At 53.5% G+C, this 15,842-nt stretch carries 17 protein-coding genes and 1 other annotated feature; of the genes, 14 read left to right on the top strand and 3 right to left on the bottom strand.

Annotated elements, in window-relative coordinates:
* Positions 1-629 precede the first annotated feature (629 nt).
* The gene (locus tag U868_RS0112675; RefSeq protein WP_025153621.1) at positions 630-1,949 is read left to right on the top strand and encodes an HAAAP family serine/threonine permease; all 1,320 of its coding nucleotides are present in this window, start codon (positions 630-632) and stop codon (positions 1,947-1,949) included.
* A 129-nt stretch (positions 1,950-2,078) separates the two neighbouring features.
* Entirely contained in the window at positions 2,079-3,446 is a 1,368-nt protein-coding gene (locus U868_RS0112670; protein ID WP_025153620.1) for an L-serine ammonia-lyase, read from the top strand.
* Positions 3,447-3,508: 62 nt separating this feature from the next.
* Here U868_RS0112670 and U868_RS0112665 read toward each other — a convergent pair whose 3' ends face one another.
* Complete coding sequence (locus U868_RS0112665) at positions 3,509-4,030, bottom strand: LemA family protein (protein ID WP_025153619.1); 522 nt, start codon at positions 4,028-4,030, stop codon at positions 3,509-3,511.
* Positions 4,031-4,199: 169 nt separating this feature from the next.
* Positions 4,200-5,402, bottom strand: a complete 1,203-nt coding sequence (locus U868_RS0112660; protein WP_025153618.1) for a serine hydrolase — start codon at positions 5,400-5,402, stop codon at positions 4,200-4,202.
* A gap of 214 nt (positions 5,403-5,616) precedes the next feature.
* Between U868_RS0112660 and U868_RS0112655 the strand changes: the two genes are divergently transcribed.
* A complete protein-coding gene (locus U868_RS0112655; protein WP_025153617.1) occupies positions 5,617-6,237 on the top strand; it encodes a glutathione S-transferase family protein in 621 nt (206 codons plus the stop codon).
* 3 nt (positions 6,238-6,240) lie between these two features.
* On the opposite strand, the gene U868_RS0112650 is transcribed toward U868_RS0112655, so the two are convergent.
* Positions 6,241-7,068 carry an SDR family oxidoreductase gene (locus U868_RS0112650; RefSeq protein ID WP_025153616.1) on the bottom strand — a complete coding sequence of 276 codons (828 nt, stop codon included), beginning with the start codon at positions 7,066-7,068 and terminating at the stop codon, positions 6,241-6,243.
* A 198-nt stretch (positions 7,069-7,266) separates the two neighbouring features.
* Here U868_RS0112650 and hisL point away from each other — a divergent pair, with 198 nt between their 5' ends.
* From hisL to U868_RS0112600, 11 genes are all read left to right on the top strand, one after another.
* Entirely contained in the window at positions 7,267-7,314 is a 48-nt protein-coding gene (hisL, locus tag U868_RS25325; RefSeq protein WP_101495319.1) for a his operon leader peptide, read from the top strand.
* Positions 7,290-7,414, top strand: a sequence feature (His leader region). Its footprint overlaps the gene before it by 25 nt.
* A 34-nt stretch (positions 7,415-7,448) precedes the next feature.
* A complete protein-coding gene (gene hisG / locus U868_RS0112645; protein ID WP_025153615.1) occupies positions 7,449-8,348 on the top strand; it encodes an ATP phosphoribosyltransferase in 900 nt (299 codons plus the stop codon).
* 14 nt (positions 8,349-8,362) lie between these two features.
* Positions 8,363-9,676, top strand: coding sequence for a histidinol dehydrogenase (gene hisD, locus U868_RS0112640; protein ID WP_025153614.1), 1,314 nt, complete (start codon positions 8,363-8,365; stop codon positions 9,674-9,676).
* A complete protein-coding gene (gene hisC / locus U868_RS0112635) occupies positions 9,673-10,749 on the top strand; it encodes a histidinol-phosphate transaminase (protein ID WP_025153613.1) in 1,077 nt (358 codons plus the stop codon). Before hisD ends, hisC begins: the two co-directional genes overlap by 4 nt.
* A gap of 19 nt (positions 10,750-10,768) precedes the next feature.
* Positions 10,769-11,836, top strand: coding sequence for a bifunctional histidinol-phosphatase/imidazoleglycerol-phosphate dehydratase HisB (gene hisB, locus U868_RS0112630; RefSeq protein ID WP_025153612.1), 1,068 nt, complete (start codon positions 10,769-10,771; stop codon positions 11,834-11,836).
* Positions 11,836-12,432 (top strand): imidazole glycerol phosphate synthase subunit HisH, encoded by a 597-nt coding sequence (gene hisH / locus U868_RS0112625; RefSeq protein ID WP_025153611.1) that lies wholly within the window; start codon positions 11,836-11,838, stop codon positions 12,430-12,432. Before hisB ends, hisH begins: the two co-directional genes overlap by 1 nt.
* On the top strand, positions 12,429-13,166 hold the full coding sequence (hisA, locus tag U868_RS0112620) for a 1-(5-phosphoribosyl)-5-[(5-phosphoribosylamino)methylideneamino]imidazole-4-carboxamide isomerase (protein ID WP_025153610.1): 738 nt from the start codon (positions 12,429-12,431) through the stop codon (positions 13,164-13,166). The genes hisH and hisA overlap by 4 nt, the downstream gene beginning before the upstream one ends.
* Positions 13,148-13,927 carry an imidazole glycerol phosphate synthase subunit HisF gene (gene hisF / locus U868_RS0112615; protein WP_025153609.1) on the top strand — a complete coding sequence of 260 codons (780 nt, stop codon included), beginning with the start codon at positions 13,148-13,150 and terminating at the stop codon, positions 13,925-13,927. The genes hisA and hisF overlap by 19 nt, the downstream gene beginning before the upstream one ends.
* 6 nt (positions 13,928-13,933) lie before the next feature.
* Entirely contained in the window at positions 13,934-14,545 is a 612-nt protein-coding gene (gene hisIE, locus U868_RS0112610) for a bifunctional phosphoribosyl-AMP cyclohydrolase/phosphoribosyl-ATP diphosphatase HisIE (protein ID WP_025153608.1), read from the top strand.
* Between the two features lie 100 nt (positions 14,546-14,645).
* Entirely contained in the window at positions 14,646-15,134 is a 489-nt protein-coding gene (locus tag U868_RS0112605) for a YbaK/prolyl-tRNA synthetase associated domain-containing protein (protein ID WP_029991122.1), read from the top strand.
* Positions 15,135-15,155: 21 nt separating this feature from the next.
* Positions 15,156-15,824, top strand: a complete 669-nt coding sequence (locus U868_RS0112600; protein WP_025153606.1) for a hypothetical protein — start codon at positions 15,156-15,158, stop codon at positions 15,822-15,824.
* The last annotated feature ends 18 nt before the right edge of the window (positions 15,825-15,842 follow it).

Below are 15,842 nucleotides of genomic sequence, written 5' to 3'. Positions count from 1 at the left end.
TCACATACACGGCATTATCAACGTCGGAATTTAAACGATATTTTTTCATTTAAAACAATCGACTGGAAATAAAAACCCTGTTTGTAAAAGGGTTTTTATCCGGAAAAAAACCAGCCTGCTTATATTCTGAAACAAGATCGTATTATGCAGCTGATACATTTATTAATATATGAATAAATTAATTTTTTTAAATAAAAAATAAAAAATAACGACATTATTAAACTGCATTTAACGTCATATGTTGTTTCGGCATGCCCCATTCCGTAAACCCGGGTTAACAATTTTATCAAATTTTGCAACAGAGCCTGTTTTACTGTGATTTATAGCATTTGAGACTATGATCACGGTGTTTTCCACTGAAAAACAGTATATTTTCACCATCAGAAAGAGAGTTATCAATTTCAGGTACTTTTGAATATGAATGACTGCAGAGACCTTTATTTATCCATTACAGATATCAGGTCGCTGCTGTTTATTATTTTTACCGGTAAGCAATTACGGGTGACTTTTTAGCTTTACTTATTTTTTATCTGGTTACGTACATAGACCCTATTTCAGAGACGAATAAATGCACAGGTCAGCGTGCAAAATTTTAATTGTTGTTATTGTTGTACATTTTGGAGACTTCTATGGATACAACACAACCGCAGGTTGTGGTCAGCAAGACTGACACCAGCAATGATTATCGCAAATGGCGTAAGTCCGATACTGTCTGGATGCTCGGACTGTACGGTACCGCTATCGGCGCAGGCGTGCTGTTTCTGCCGATTAACGCCGGTATCGGCGGGCTGATCCCGCTTATCATCATGGCCGTGCTGGCCTTTCCGATGACCTTTTTCGCACACCGCGGCATGTGCCGCTTCGTGCTGTCCGGTAAAAATCCGGGCGAAGATATTACCGAAGTGGTGGAAGAGCATTTCGGTTCCAGAGCCGGTGGTCTGATCACCCTGCTCTATTTCTTTGCGATTTACCCGATTCTGCTGGTCTACAGTGTGGCGATTACCAACACCGTGGAAAGCTTTATCGTTAACCAGATGCATATGACGGCTCCGCCGCGCATTATTCTCTCCCTGGTACTGATTATCGGGATTATGTGTATTGTCCGCTTCGGTGAAGCCGCGATTGTCAAAGCAATGAGCGTGCTGGTGTTCCCGTTTGTGGCGGTTCTGATGGTACTGGCGCTGTATCTGATCCCGCACTGGAGTACAGCGGTATTCGATACCCTCACTTTTAACAGCAATACGGCCAGTGTCACCGGTCATGGTCTGCTGATAACACTGTGGCTGGCGATTCCGGTAATGGTGTTCTCCTTTAACCATTCCCCGATTATCTCTGCCTTTGCTGTCGCCAAGCGTGAAGAGTACGGCGAAAATGCGGAGAAAAAATGCTCCCGCATTCTGGCTTACGCCCACATTATGATGGTACTGACTGTGATGTTCTTTGTGTTCAGCTGCGTGCTGAGCCTCTCCCCGCAGAACCTGCAGGAAGCGAAAGATCAGAACATCTCTATTCTGTCTTACCTGGCTAACCACTTCCGGAACCCGATGATTGCCTATATCGCACCATTCATCGCGTTTATTGCTATCACCAAATCATTCCTGGGTCACTACCTGGGCGCCCGTGAAGGCTTTAACGGTCTGGTTAACAAAGCATTACGCGCCAAAGGCAAAAGCATTGCACCGTCTAAACTGAATAAACTGACTGCACTGTTTATGCTGGTAACCACCTGGATTGTTGCCACATTAGACCCGAGCATTCTGGGAATGATTGAAACCCTGGGCGGCCCGATCATCGCTATGCTGCTGTTTATCATGCCGATGTATGCCATCCGCAAAGTGCCTGCGATGCGCAAATATGCCGGTCACCTGAGTAATCTGTTTGTGGTTGTGATGGGTCTCATTGCAATTTCAGCGGTGTTCTACAATCTGTATCAGCTGTTTTTTGGTTAATAAATAAATGACTGTTGCCCTCTCCGGCGGGCAACAGCAACAACAATAATCAGCCGGAACTGAAAAGTAACGGCTTCGTGAATCTTCACGACACTATTAATCCACGCCTTAACATAGGGGGCGAGCAATATGGTCAGTGTATTTGACATCTTCAAAATTGGTATTGGTCCGTCGAGTTCTCACACCGTCGGTCCGATGAAAGCAGGTAAACAGTTCGCTGATGACCTTATCGCGGCCGGACTGCTGGAAAAAACCACCCGCATTCAGGTTGATGTGTACGGCTCTCTGTCTCTGACAGGGAAAGGTCACGCGACAGATATCGCCATCATTATGGGTCTTGCGGGCAACCTGCCGGATTCTGTTGATATTGACGCGATACCGGGCTTTATCAGGGATGTTGAAGAACGTGAACGCCTTTTGCTGGCAAACCAACGCCATGAAGTGGATTTCCCGCGCGATAACGGGATGAACTTCCATAAAGAAAACCTGCCGCTGCATGAAAACGGCATGTCTATCAGCGCATTCGCCGGTGATGAATTACTGTACAAGAAAACCTATTACTCCGTCGGCGGCGGCTTTATCGTTGATGAGGAACATTTTGGCCAGGCTGCGGACAGCGAAACCAAAGTGCCTTATCCGTATCAGTATGCCGCTGATCTGCAAAAACACTGTAACGAAACCGGCCTGTCTCTGTCGGCTCTGGTGATGCAGAACGAACTGGCTCTGCGCAGTAAAGAAGAGCTTTCTGCTCACCTGGCGGCAGTATGGGACGTGATGAAAGCCGGTATTGAGCGCGGTGTAAACACCGAAGGTCTGCTGCCGGGGCCGCTGCGTGTGCCACGCCGTGCCGCTGCACTGCGCCGTCAGCTGGTCACCAGTGATAACACCTCCACTGACCCGATGCAGGTTGTTGACTGGATCAACATGTTTGCCCTCGCCGTTAACGAAGAAAACGCCGCCGGCGGCCGTGTTGTTACCGCACCAACCAACGGTGCCTGCGGGATCATCCCGGCAGTGCTGTCGTATTACGATAAATTCATCCGTCCGGTGAATGAAAACGCCTATACCCGCTATTTCCTGGTCTCCAGCGTGATCGGTTCACTGTACAAAATGAACGCCTCTATTTCCGGTGCGGAAGTGGGTTGTCAGGGTGAAGTCGGTGTTGCCTGTTCCATGGCGGCAGCCGGTCTGACCGAACTGCTGGGCGGCAGCCCGATGCAGGTCTTTATCGCGGCGGAGATCGCGATGGAACACAACCTCGGCCTGACCTGTGACCCGGTCGCCGGGCAGGTACAGGTACCGTGTATCGAGCGTAACGCTATTGCCGCTGTTCAGTCGGTCAACGCCGCCCGTATGGCGCTGCGCCGCGTCAGCGAACCGCGCGTTTGTCTCGATAAAGTTATCGAAACCATGTATGAAACCGGTAAAGATATGAATGCCAAATACCGCGAAACCTCACAGGGCGGCCTGGCAATCAAAGTGATCCCGTGTGACTGATTAACCCCGGTCCCCGGACAGTCAAAAAACCCCCGCAATGCAGATTGCGGGGGTTTTTCATATCAGGACATCAGCAGAAGTGTTTTGGGTCCGAACCCGAACAGCCCGGCCACCAGGGTGTCCGGATAATGCTGAACTGCAATATTGTACTGAAGTACCGCTTCATTAAAGGCGCGGATGCCCGGATTCAGGGCATCCTCAATATCACAGATCCCCAGCTGAATGCGGACAAACTGCGGATCCGCAATCAGTGCCGGAAATGTCTCTGTCAGCGTCATAATATGATAAAAAACACTGCTGATATCATTTGCGGCACTGACACTTTCATCCAGTGTCGCCGCCTCTGTATAGCGCAGATAGGCATCCTGCCGGGAATAAAACAGCGTTGCATCCTGAATACCTGCTTTTTCCGTCATATCCACCAGCTGACCGATCCTCTCCGCCCGCTGATGCAGCATGCCGTCAATCGCCGCATAAGCTTCGGTGATCGGAGCCTGAAGGCAGTTTATCCGGAGATATACCCGCCGGATCCACACAATTCCGGCTGCGGCAATGACCAGCGCGATAAACACAATTGTCCCCATATCTTTAATCCTTTATTGGCCGGTGTGTAAAAATACCGGTCCTTTTTTATAAAAAAATCCGATATCAGGATGTAATATCGGATCTTATACGGATTTCAACAGGGTAATTCAGCAGACAACATGATAAATTGCCGCCTGAAAGGGGAATAACCTTATAAATACAGGCGGCTTAACCGAAGACGGAATGCCACAGTCCGGCAAAGAAGCGGACAATATAATCCCAGATGCGACCGAAGAAACCGGCTTCCTCAACCTGCTGCTGAACCACCAGCGGGCGCTGTTCAACAACTTTGTCATCAAGGATAAAGTTGATTTTCCCGACCACCTGGTTTTTCGCCAGCGGCGCTTCCAGCGTGGTGCTGTCCAGCTCAAAAGTGGCTTTCAGATCTTTGAGTTTGCCTTTCGGGATGGTGACATAAATGTCTTTTTCCGCGCCCAGCGGCACTTCTGAAATATCCCCGAACCAAACGCGCTCGGTGGTCAGCGGCGTATCCGCTTTCACCGGTGCCACAGTTTCAAAGAAACGGAAGCCCCAGGAGAGAATTTTTTCGCTTTCGGCAAAGCGGACCCGGTCACTCGGTACGCCCAGCACCACAGAAATCAGACGCATCGGGCCGTCTGTCGCGGAAGCCACCAGATTATGCCCCGCACCGCTGGTATGCCCGGTTTTCACACCGTCCACATTGAGATTAGTGCTCCACAGCAGGCGGTTGCGGTTCGGCTGACGGATCTTATTGAAGGTAAATTCTTTCTCTTTATGAATAACATATTCATCCGGCACATCGGTGATCAGCGCCTGAGTCAGCAGCGCCATGTCTTTGGCGGTACTGTACTGCCCTTCGGAATCCAGCCCGTGAACCGTTTTAAAATGGGTATTTGTCAGGCCAATCTGTTTGGCGTAACTGTTCATCTGCGAAACAAAGGTTTCCTGGCTGCCTGCCACATATTCCGCCAGCGCAATACTGGCGTCATTGCCGGACTGAATAACCATACCTTTGTTCAGATCGATTAATTTTACGCGGTCATCCGGTTTCAGGAACATCAGGGAAGAGCCTTTCAGCACCGGGTTACCGGTTGCCCAGGCATTGATGCCGACGGTGACGATATCATCCGGTGTCACTTTTCCGGCTTTAATCGCCTGTCCGACCACATAACTGCTCATGATTTTTGTCAGTGACGCCGGGTCAAGGCGCTCATCCGCATTTGCGGATGCCAGGATTTTCCCGCTGTTGTAGTCCATCAGCACATACGCTTTTGCATCCACCTGCGGTGCAACCGGTGTTTCCTCCGCAAATGCGTGGCCGATGCTTAAAAATCCGAAAGCAAGCCCGCCGATTAAACCGGTTACCCGTGAACTGATTACTGTCTGCATTACTCTTCCCTCTTTAAACCCGGTACAACGTGACAAAAATAAGAGTGATAACTCTGTGATAATGAATACTATATTCATTTCATGAATGGTAAGCCAATGACACTTTAACGCGATTCTTCCTGTTACGGGGATTTCGTGTAAAAATTTACACTTCATGACACAAAATAACCGACAATACGCACACGTCATCGCATATCTATCAACAGGAGTCACTATGATAACCGTCTGGGGCAGAAAAAACTCGTCTAACGTCAAGAAAGTCTTGTGGTGTCTGACTGAACTGGGGCTGACTTATCAGCAGAAAGATGCGGGCGGGCCGTTCGGCGGCCTCGATACCCCGGAATACCTCGCCATGAACCCGAATAAAACCATTCCGACCTATCAGGACGGTGAATTTATTCTCTGGGAATCCAATGCCATTCTCAGCTATCTGGCGGATAAGTATGATGACGGCACACTGCTGCCGCATAATGCGGAATTCCGCGCCAGGGCGGCACAATGGATGTACTGGTCAGACGGCAGTCTGTTCCCGTATATCAAAGCGATGATGGGACTGCTGGTCAGAACTCCGGCAGAGCAGCGCGATCCGGTGCGGGTTGCGGAGCTGAAACAATCCCTGAACCGTCTGATTGCCATGCTCAATGACGACCTTGCACAGCGTGATTATATCGCCGGTGATACGTTCAGTATCGCAGATATGGCACTGGCACCGCTGCTCTATCCGTGGCGGGAAGTGTGTCATGACCGACCGGACTTCCCGCATATCGAGCGCTGGTTTGCACGGATTGAAACCCGCCCGGCGTACCGCGATATCGTGGCACTGCCGGTCAGTTAACACTTACTCCGTCATCGGCATCCGGCCGGGATCAGGGTACTGATACTCAAAGCCCAGTTCCCGGCAGATGCGGCTGCCGTCAATCTCTTTCCCTTCAGTAATATCTTCTTCTCTGAACACCGGCGGCAGCAAATTAATCTGACGGGACATATCCGGATAAAATTCAGCCCGTGACGGATGCTGCGGTGCACACAGGTTATACAGATGGCCGCCGTGCGGACGCTGGATCAGCAGGCGGATCGCTGCAATCACATCATCCTGATGTACCAGATTGACCGGCTGATTCGCCCCTTTCACCGCCGTTTTTCCCGCCAGGAAACGCCCTGCATGACGGGATTCCCCCACCAGCCCGGCCAGACGCAGAATATCCGCTGACACACCCGGCAGTTCATTCAGCCAGTGCTCAATCTCCGCGATTGCTTTGCCCGATTCCGTCACCGGATCGACCGGCGAGTTTTCTGTCAGCTTACCGGTCTGATTACCGTAAACGGCTGTTGAACCGGTAAAAATCACCCGTGACACACCGCGTGCCGCTGCCAGATCCACCAGATTCTGCACCGCCTTCACATACAAATAACCGCCGCCCGCCGTTCTTGATGCCGGCAGGGTGATCACCAGAATATCTGTCTGCAAAAATTCATCCAGATCATCCGCATTACATTCCGGTTCCGGCGTCAGATTCAGCATATAACACTCAATACCGCACATCCTTGCCGCCTCTGTGCCGTCCGGCGTGGTTTTGGTGCCTTTGACACGGATACCGATATCCGCAAGATGCAGTGCCAGCGGCATTCCCAGCCAGCCCAGCCCCGCGATAGAAACTGTTTTCATCGTGCATGACCTCTCTGTGGCTTATTTTTTCTTTTATTTCATATAATTATCTTAATTTATGTTTTCTTTGCAAAAAAGAGTTGCAAAGTCCGGATGAGTTCTATAGGTTGAAAGACAAGCAATTTATAAACATCGTTATCACCATCATGACAACATTATCCGTGATAGCAACAAGCAGATAAACGACGAGAGATTATCATGACACGCATCCAGTTCAGCCATCACCACCACCATCACCCTGACTAGTCTTTCAGGCGATTGGTGCCGGAAGACGTTCAGAGCTTCCGGTGGCATGCGTGCTAAAAGAGAACCCCCGGAAGAATCTTTTTTCCGGGGGTTTTTTTGTACCTAAAGAATTACAAAATTAAAGGATAATCAAAATGTTAGATAAAACGCGCTTACGGATAGCCATTCAGAAGTCAGGTCGCTTAAGTGAAGATTCCCGCGAGTTGCTCGCGCGCTGCGGCATAAAAATCAACTTACAACAGCAGCGCCTGATTGCTTACGCGGAGAATATGCCGATTGATATCCTGCGGGTCCGTGATGACGATATTCCCGGCCTGGTGATGGACGGCGTGGTTGACCTCGGTATCATCGGCGAAAACGTCCTGGAAGAAGAGTTATTAAGCCGTCAGGCACAGGGACAAAACCCGCGCTACTTTACGCTGCGCCGCCTGGATTTCGGCACCTGCCGCCTCTCGCTCGCCGCCCCGGTGGATTTCAGCTACAACGGCGCGGAATGTCTTCAGGACAGCCGTATCGCGACCTCCTACCCGTTCCTGCTCAAACGTTATCTCGATCAGAAAGGTATCCGCTTTAAATCCTGTCTGCTTAACGGCTCGGTGGAAGTGGCACCGCGCGCCGGGCTGGCTGATGCTATCTGTGACCTGGTCTCCACCGGTGCCACGCTGGAAGCCAACGGTCTGCGCGAAGTGGAAGTGATTTACCGCTCCAAAGCCTGCCTTATTCAGCGCGACGGTGACATGCCGCCTGCCAAACAACAGCTTATCGACAGAATGATGACCCGTATCCAGGGCGTGATCCAGGCGCGTGAATCCAAATACATCATGATGCACGCCCCGTCAGAACGTCTGGACGACGTGATCGCCCTGCTCCCGGGCGCAGAGCGTCCGACCCTGCTGCCGCTGGCCGGTGAGCCGGATCTGGTGGCAATGCACATGGTCAGCAGCGAAACCCTGTTCTGGGAAACCATGGAAAAACTGAAAGCCCTGGGTTGCAGCTCCATTCTGGTTCTGCCGATTGAAAAAATGATGGAGTGATGACAATGACCGCAATGACTTTTAATACTTTAATCCGCTGGGAAAACCTTGATACACAGCAGCAGACGGACGCCCTGATGCGCCCGGCGATGGCAGCATCCGGTGATATCAGCCGCGTGGTCAGTGACATCATCTGTGACGTACGTGAAAACGGTGATGACGCCCTGCGCGCGCTGAGTGCCCGCTTTGACAAAACACAGGTGACAGAACTGCAAATCAGTGCGGCGGAGATTGCCGCCGCCGCTGACCGTCTGCCGGATTCGCTGAAGTCCGCCATGGCAACCGCGAAAGCCAATATCACCCGCTTTCACGAAGCGCAGATCCCCGATGTGATTGATGTGGAAACCCAGCCCGGCGTCAGCTGCCAGCTGGTGACCCGTCCGGTGGACAGTGTCGGGCTGTATATCCCGGGCGGCAGCGCGCCGCTGATTTCCACTGTCCTGATGCTGGCTGTTCCGGCAAAAATCGCCGGTTGCCGCCGGATCATCCTCTGCTCACCGCCGCCGGTGGCGGATGAAATTTTATATGCCGCACAACTTTGCGGTGTAGAAACCATTTATCAGGTCGGCGGTGCCCAGGCAATTGCCGCGATGGCATTCGGTACAGAAACCATTCCCGCCACCGACAAAATTTTCGGGCCGGGTAATGCCTATGTGACCGAAGCAAAACGTCAGGTCAGCCAGACTATCGGCGGCGCTGCCATTGATATGCCTGCCGGACCTTCCGAAGTGCTGGTGATCGCCGACAGCGGTGCCAACCCGGCCTTTGTCGCTGCCGACCTGCTCTCCCAGGCCGAACACGGCCCGGATTCTCAGGTGGTGCTGGTCACCCCGGATGAAGGGATGGCACAGCGTGTGGTGGCGGAAACCAATTCACAGCTGGAATTATTATCACGCAAAGAGATTGCCCGTCAGGCCCTGTCCGCCAGCCGCATTATTATTGCCCGCGACCTGGACACCTGTGTGGCAATCAGCAACCAGTACGGCCCGGAGCACTTAATTATCCAGACCCGCGACCCGGATGCCCTGCTGCCTGCCATTAACAGCGCCGGTTCCGTGTTCCTCGGTGACTGGTCGCCGGAATCGGCGGGTGATTATGCCTCCGGTACCAACCACGTCCTGCCGACTTACGGTTATACCTCGACCTATTCCAGCCTCGGACTGGCGGATTTTATGAAACGGATGACCGTGCAGAAGCTGACCCCGGCCGGGTTATCCGGTCTGGCAGACGCGATTGAAACCCTGGCGGCGGCGGAACTGCTCACCGCGCACAAAAATGCCGTGACACTGCGGATGAATGCCCTGAAAGCGGAGGAGAACAACGGATGAACAAACCATTCAGCGCGATGGCACTGGCCCGCGAAAATGTGCAATTACTGACACCGTATCAGTCGGCACGCCGCCTCGGCGGTAACGGGGATGTCTGGCTGAACGCCAACGAATACCCGCAGGCACCGGATTTCACCTTTACGGATCGCAACCTGAACCGCTATCCGGAATGCCAGCCGGCGGACGTGATCAACCGCTATGCGGCTTACGCCGGTGTCAGTCCGGAGCAGGTTATCGCGGGACGCGGCGCAGATGAAAGCATTGAATTACTGATCCGCGCTTTCTGCGAGCCGGGCAAAGATGCGGTGCTGTTCTGCCCGCCGACCTACGGCATGTACAGTGTCAGCGCGGAAACCTTTGGTATCGCGCAGAAAGTGGTGCCGTCACTGGATGGCTGGCAGCTGGATCTGGACAGCATTGCCGCCAGTCTCAGCGGCGTGAAAGTGATTTATGTTTGCCACCCGAACAACCCGACCGGTAACCCGATCCGCGAACAGGATCTTCGTTATCTGTTTGATATCGTGGATAACCGGGCGCTGATTGTGGTCGATGAGGCGTATATCGAGTTCTGCCCGGAGTTCAGCGTGGCATCGTGGCTGAAAGAATACCCGAACCTGGTGATCCTGCGCACGCTCTCCAAAGCGTTTGCCCTCGCCGGACTGCGCTGCGGCTTCACTCTGGCCTCTGCGGACATTATTAATGTGCTGATGAAAGTGATCGCACCGTATCCGCTGTCATCCCCGGTGGCTGCCATTGCTGCCGAAGCCCTGCTGCCGGAAGGCATTGCCGTCATGCAGGCGCGCGTCAGCGAAATCTGCCGCAACCGGCAGATGCTGTGTGATGAACTGCAAAAACTGCCGCTGACGGAAACCGTTTTCCCGAGCAAAACCAACTACATTCTGGTGCGTTTCCGTGATGCGGAACGGGTTTTTCGCAGTCTGTGGGATGAGGGAATTATTTTGCGTGACCAGCGCAAACAACGCGGGCTGGAAAACTGTCTGCGCATTACTGTCGGCACCCGGGCAGAATGCCTGCGGGTGATCGCCGCTATCGCTGCGCCTGAAATGCCATAATCTGAGGACAACGGATACCATGACACAGAACGTTTTATTTATTGACCGCGACGGCACCCTGATCACCGAACCCCCGGTGGACTTTCAGGTGGACAGATTAGACAAACTGGCTTTTGAGCCGGATGTGATCCCCGCGCTGCTGAAGCTGAAAGAAGCCGGATACCGCTTTGTGATGGTCACCAACCAGGACGGACTGGGTACTGACAGCTTCCCGCAGGCGGATTTCGAGGCACCGCACCAGCTGATGATGCAGATTTTCACCTCTCAGGGCATTACCTTTGATGAGGTGCTGATTTGTCCGCACAAACCGGCGGATAACTGCAACTGCCGCAAACCGAAAATCACGCTGGTGGAAAAATACCTGCTGCCGGGCGTGATCGACACGCAAAACAGCTATGTGATCGGCGATCGCGAAACCGATATTCAGCTCGCGGAAAACATGGGGATTACCGGGCTGCGTTACGGTCAGCCGGGCACTGACTGGAACAGTATCGCAGAGCAGCTGACCCGCCGTGACCGCTACAGCCGCGTGGAGCGCAAAACCAAAGAGACCGATATTATCACCGAAGTATGGCTCGACCGCGAAGGCGGCAGCACCATCCGCACCGGGGTCGGCTTTTTCGACCACATGCTGGATCAGATTGCCACCCATGGCGGTTTCCGCCTCAATATTCAGGTCAGCGGCGACCTGGTGATTGATGATCACCACTCCGTGGAAGATACCGGGCTGGCACTGGGCGAAGCCCTGAAACTGGCACTCGGTGATAAGCGCGGCATCACCCGTTTCGGTTTTACCCTGCCGATGGATGAATGTCTTGCCCGCTGCGCCCTGGATATCTCCGGTCGTCCGCACCTGGAATACAAAGCCGATTTTAAATATCAGCGTGTCGGTGACCTGAGCACTGAGATGATTGAGCACTTCTTCCGCTCACTCTCTTACACCATGGGCTGCACGTTACACCTGAAAACCAAAGGGAAGAACGATCACCACAGAGCCGAAAGCCTGTTTAAAGTGTTCGGACGGACACTGCGCCAGGCCATCCGCGTGGAAGGTAATGTTCTGCCGAGTTCAAAAGGGGTGCTGTGATGCGCATCGTGATCACCGATACCGGCTGTGCCAATATCGCCTCCGTCCGCTACGCGGTTGAGCGTCTGGGATATCAGCCGCTGGTCACCGCCGACCCTGACCTTATCCGTCAGGCAGATAAAGTCTTTCTGCCGGGGGTCGGAACAGCGGGGGCAGCAATGGAAAATCTGACCGCGCGCGGGCTGGTGAGTACCATCCGTTCCCTGACCCAGCCGGTGCTGGGGATTTGCCTCGGCATGCAGCTGCTCGGCACCACCAGCGAAGAAGGCAATATTGATCTGCTCGGCCTGATCGATACCCCGGTACAAAAAATGACACCGGACGGTCTGCCGGTGCCGCACATGGGCTGGAATACCGTGGAATTTACTGCCGATCTGCCGCTGTTCCGTGATATCGCGCCGCAGAGCTATTTTTACTTTGTCCACAGTTACGCCTGCCCCGTCAGTGAAGCCACGGCTGCCGCCACCACGTACGGTGAGGCATTCAGCAGCGTTCTCTGCCGCGATAATTTTTACGGCGTGCAGTTCCACCCGGAGCGTTCAGGCAAAACCGGCATCACACTGATTAAAAATTTTCTGGAGATGAAATCGTCATGATCATTCCCGCACTGGATTTAATTGACGGACAGGTAGTGCGCCTTCACCAGGGCGATTATGCAAAACAGCGCGATTACGGCGCGGATCCGCTCAGCCGTTTACAGGCTTATGAGCGCGAAGGGGCGCAACTGCTGCACCTCGTCGATTTAACCGGTGCCAAAGACCCGGCGAAACGCCAGATCCCGTTGCTGAAAACACTGCTGGCGGGTGTGAGTGTGCCGGTACAGATCGGCGGCGGGATCCGTACTGAAGAGGATGTTGCTGCCCTGCTTGATGCCGGTGCCGCCCGCGTGGTGGTCGGCTCCACGGCGATCACATCCCCGGAAGACGTAAAACGCTGGTTTGCCCGTTGGGGAGCAGAACGCATCGTGCTGGCGCTGGATGTGCGCATCGGCGCAGACGGTAAAAAACGGGTGGCGGTCAGCGGCTGGCAGGAAGAGTCAGAGCAGACCATCGAAGACGTGATCCGCGATTTCGCCTCTGCCGGACTGCGCCACGTGTTATGTACCGATATCTCAAAAGACGGTACCCTGGCGGGCTCCAATGTGGCGCTCTATCAGGAAATCTGTGCCGCGTTCCCGGAGATTGCCTTTCAGGCATCCGGCGGTATCGGCGGGCTGAGCGATATCGCCCCGCTGACTGCCACCGGTGTGGCGGGCGTGATCGTCGGCCGGGCGCTGCTCGACGGCAAAATGACATTACCGGAGGCTATCGCATGCTGGCAAAACGCATAATTCCCTGCCTGGACGTCCGTGACGGACAGGTGGTTAAGGGGGTTCAGTTCCGTAATCACGAAATCATCGGCGACATCGTTCCCCTCGCCCGCCGTTATGCCGAAGAAGGCGCGGATGAGCTGGTATTTTACGATATCACCGCCTCCTCTGACGGCCGTGTGGTGGATAAAAGCTGGGTCGCCAAAGTCGCGGAAGTGATTGATATTCCGTTCTGTGTGGCAGGCGGGATCCGCAGTACCGAAGATGCTGCCGCGATCCTCAGTTTCGGGGCGGATAAAATCTCCGTAAACTCCCCGGCGCTGAGTGACCCGTCACTTATCACCCGGCTGGCTGACCGCTTCGGCGTGCAGTGCATTGTCGTCGGAATCGATACCTGGCACGATGCGGAAAGCGGAAACTATCAGGTCTATCAGTTTACCGGTGATGAAAAACGCACCATCGCCACCTCCCGAAATACCCTCGGCTGGGTGCAGGAAGTGCAGCAGCGCGGCGCCGGGGAGATCGTCCTCAATATGATGAACCAGGACGGCGTGCGCAACGGTTATGACCTGGAGCAACTGAAAAAAGTGCGTGAAGTGTGTCAGGTACCGCTGATTGCCTCGGGCGGTGCCGGTCATCCGGATCACTTCCGTGATGCCTTTTTACAGGCCGGTGTGGACGGCGCGCTTGCCGCCTCCGTCTTCCACAAACAGATTATTAATATCGGCGACCTGAAACGCGGACTTGCCCGCGACGGGATCGTTGTCAGAATACAGGAGTAACACACGATGCTCACGGAACAGGAAATCGCACAACTGGACTGGCAGAAAACCGGCGGTCTGCTGCCGGTTATTGTACAGCACGCCGTCTCCGGTGATGTGCTGATGCTGGGCTACATGAACCGCGGGGCACTGGACAAAACGATCAGCGAAAAACGCGTGACGTTTTATTCCCGCACCAAACAGCGGCTGTGGACCAAAGGGGAATCGTCCGGGCATTTCCTTAACCTGGAAGACCTGTTTAAAGATTGCGACAACGACACACTGCTCGCGCTGGTCACCCCGATCGGCCCGACCTGCCATCAGGGTACCAACAGCTGTTTTGCTCCCGCACAAACTGCACAGGGATTTCTGTATGAACTGGAATCTGTCATAAAATCCCGCAAAACCGCTGATCCTGACAGCTCTTACACGGCACAACTTTATGCCGCCGGGACCAAACGTATCGCGCAGAAGGTGGGTGAAGAAGGCGTGGAAACCGCACTGGCCGCCACTGTCCGCGATAAAGCGGAACTGACCTCGGAATCTGCGGATCTGCTCTATCACCTGCTGGTGCTGCTCCAGGATGCCGATCTGGATCTGGCCGCTGTTATTGAAAAACTGCGTTCCCGTCACCGTTAATCCGAAAGCGGGGGAAATCCTTTTTTGTCCGCTGTTTTTGTTGCCTTAACCTTCTATAATAGGCAGGATATTGGCAACAAATGCAGAGACTGTGAGTGATATGAACCCGATTTTTGAGAAACTGACAGCCCGGCTGGATGAACATCATGCCCGCTACAGCGTGGTACATCATGCTTCCGCCGGGAAAACCGAAGAAGTCGCCAGAGTGCGCGGCACACACCACGGCCAGGGCGCCAAAGCACTGGTTTGTCACGTCAAGGGAAACGGTGTCCGTCAGTATGTCCTTGCGATTCTGCCTTCTGATCAGCAGGCGGATTTACAGGCACTGGCAAAAAAAACCGGCGGTACCCGCGCCTCTCTCGCCAGCCCTGCAGAGACAGCTGAACTGACACAGTGTGTGTTCGGTGCTATCCCGCCGTTCAGCTTCCACCCTGATCTCCGTCTTGTTGCCGACCCGATGTTATTTGAGCGTTTCAGTGAGCTGGCCTTTAATGCCGGCAGCCTGGAATGCTCCATTATTCTGAACACAAAGGACTATCAGCGGATTGCCGATCCTGAAACAGTATCGTTTATCCGTCGTGAACTCTGATTTTTGCTTGGGAAGGCGCTTATGCAGGACGAACTTTTAGACTCACTTTATTATCTGCTGCTGCTCAGTCTGCTGCTGTATCTGTCGCGCCACCGCTGGCGCCGCTGGTTCAAAACACAGAAATCCCGCAGACGTTTTATCTCCTCTCCCGAAGAAGATGAACAGGCCCTGCGCCGGGAACTGAGTGCCCCTTATCTTAACGGCAGCCAGTTTCATAAAACTGATCACTTTTTTGCGGTCAGCGCCCTGCTGCGCGAAATGCTGATGCATTATGAGGAAAAGCGGATCAGGCTGAATGACAGTCTGTTTACCAGGGAAGACAGTTATGCGTTTACCTGCCTCGGTACCCCGCTGCCCGCACCTGAAACCGCCACGCTGGCAGAACGGATGGCACTGCGGGATGATTTTCAGTATACCGGGAGTGAACGGCTCAACCGCTATTGCATCACCTCTCCGGCCGGAAAACCACTGAATCAGCAAATCGGCCTGTGGATTGATATGATCCAGTCCCTGCTGGATACCGAACTGGTGCTGTTGCTGGAAGAGAACAACCAGAAGGACCGGGACTGCCCGTCGCTGCAGTTATCCGCAAAACAGGTTCATCACTGGCTCGATGAAATCAACGATACCATGACACAGACCGCTTCACGGGTTCTTCAGGCACATACCCGCAGCAGTGTTGTGATGTAATAAATATCCCCCGGCATA

Origin of the sequence: Morganella morganii H1r (assembly GCF_000633515.1) — a bacterium.
Taxonomy (GTDB): Bacteria; Pseudomonadota; Gammaproteobacteria; order Enterobacterales; family Enterobacteriaceae; genus Morganella; species Morganella morganii_B.
Note: the sequence above shows the minus strand (reverse complement) of the source record. Positions and strands in the feature narration are given on the sequence as shown.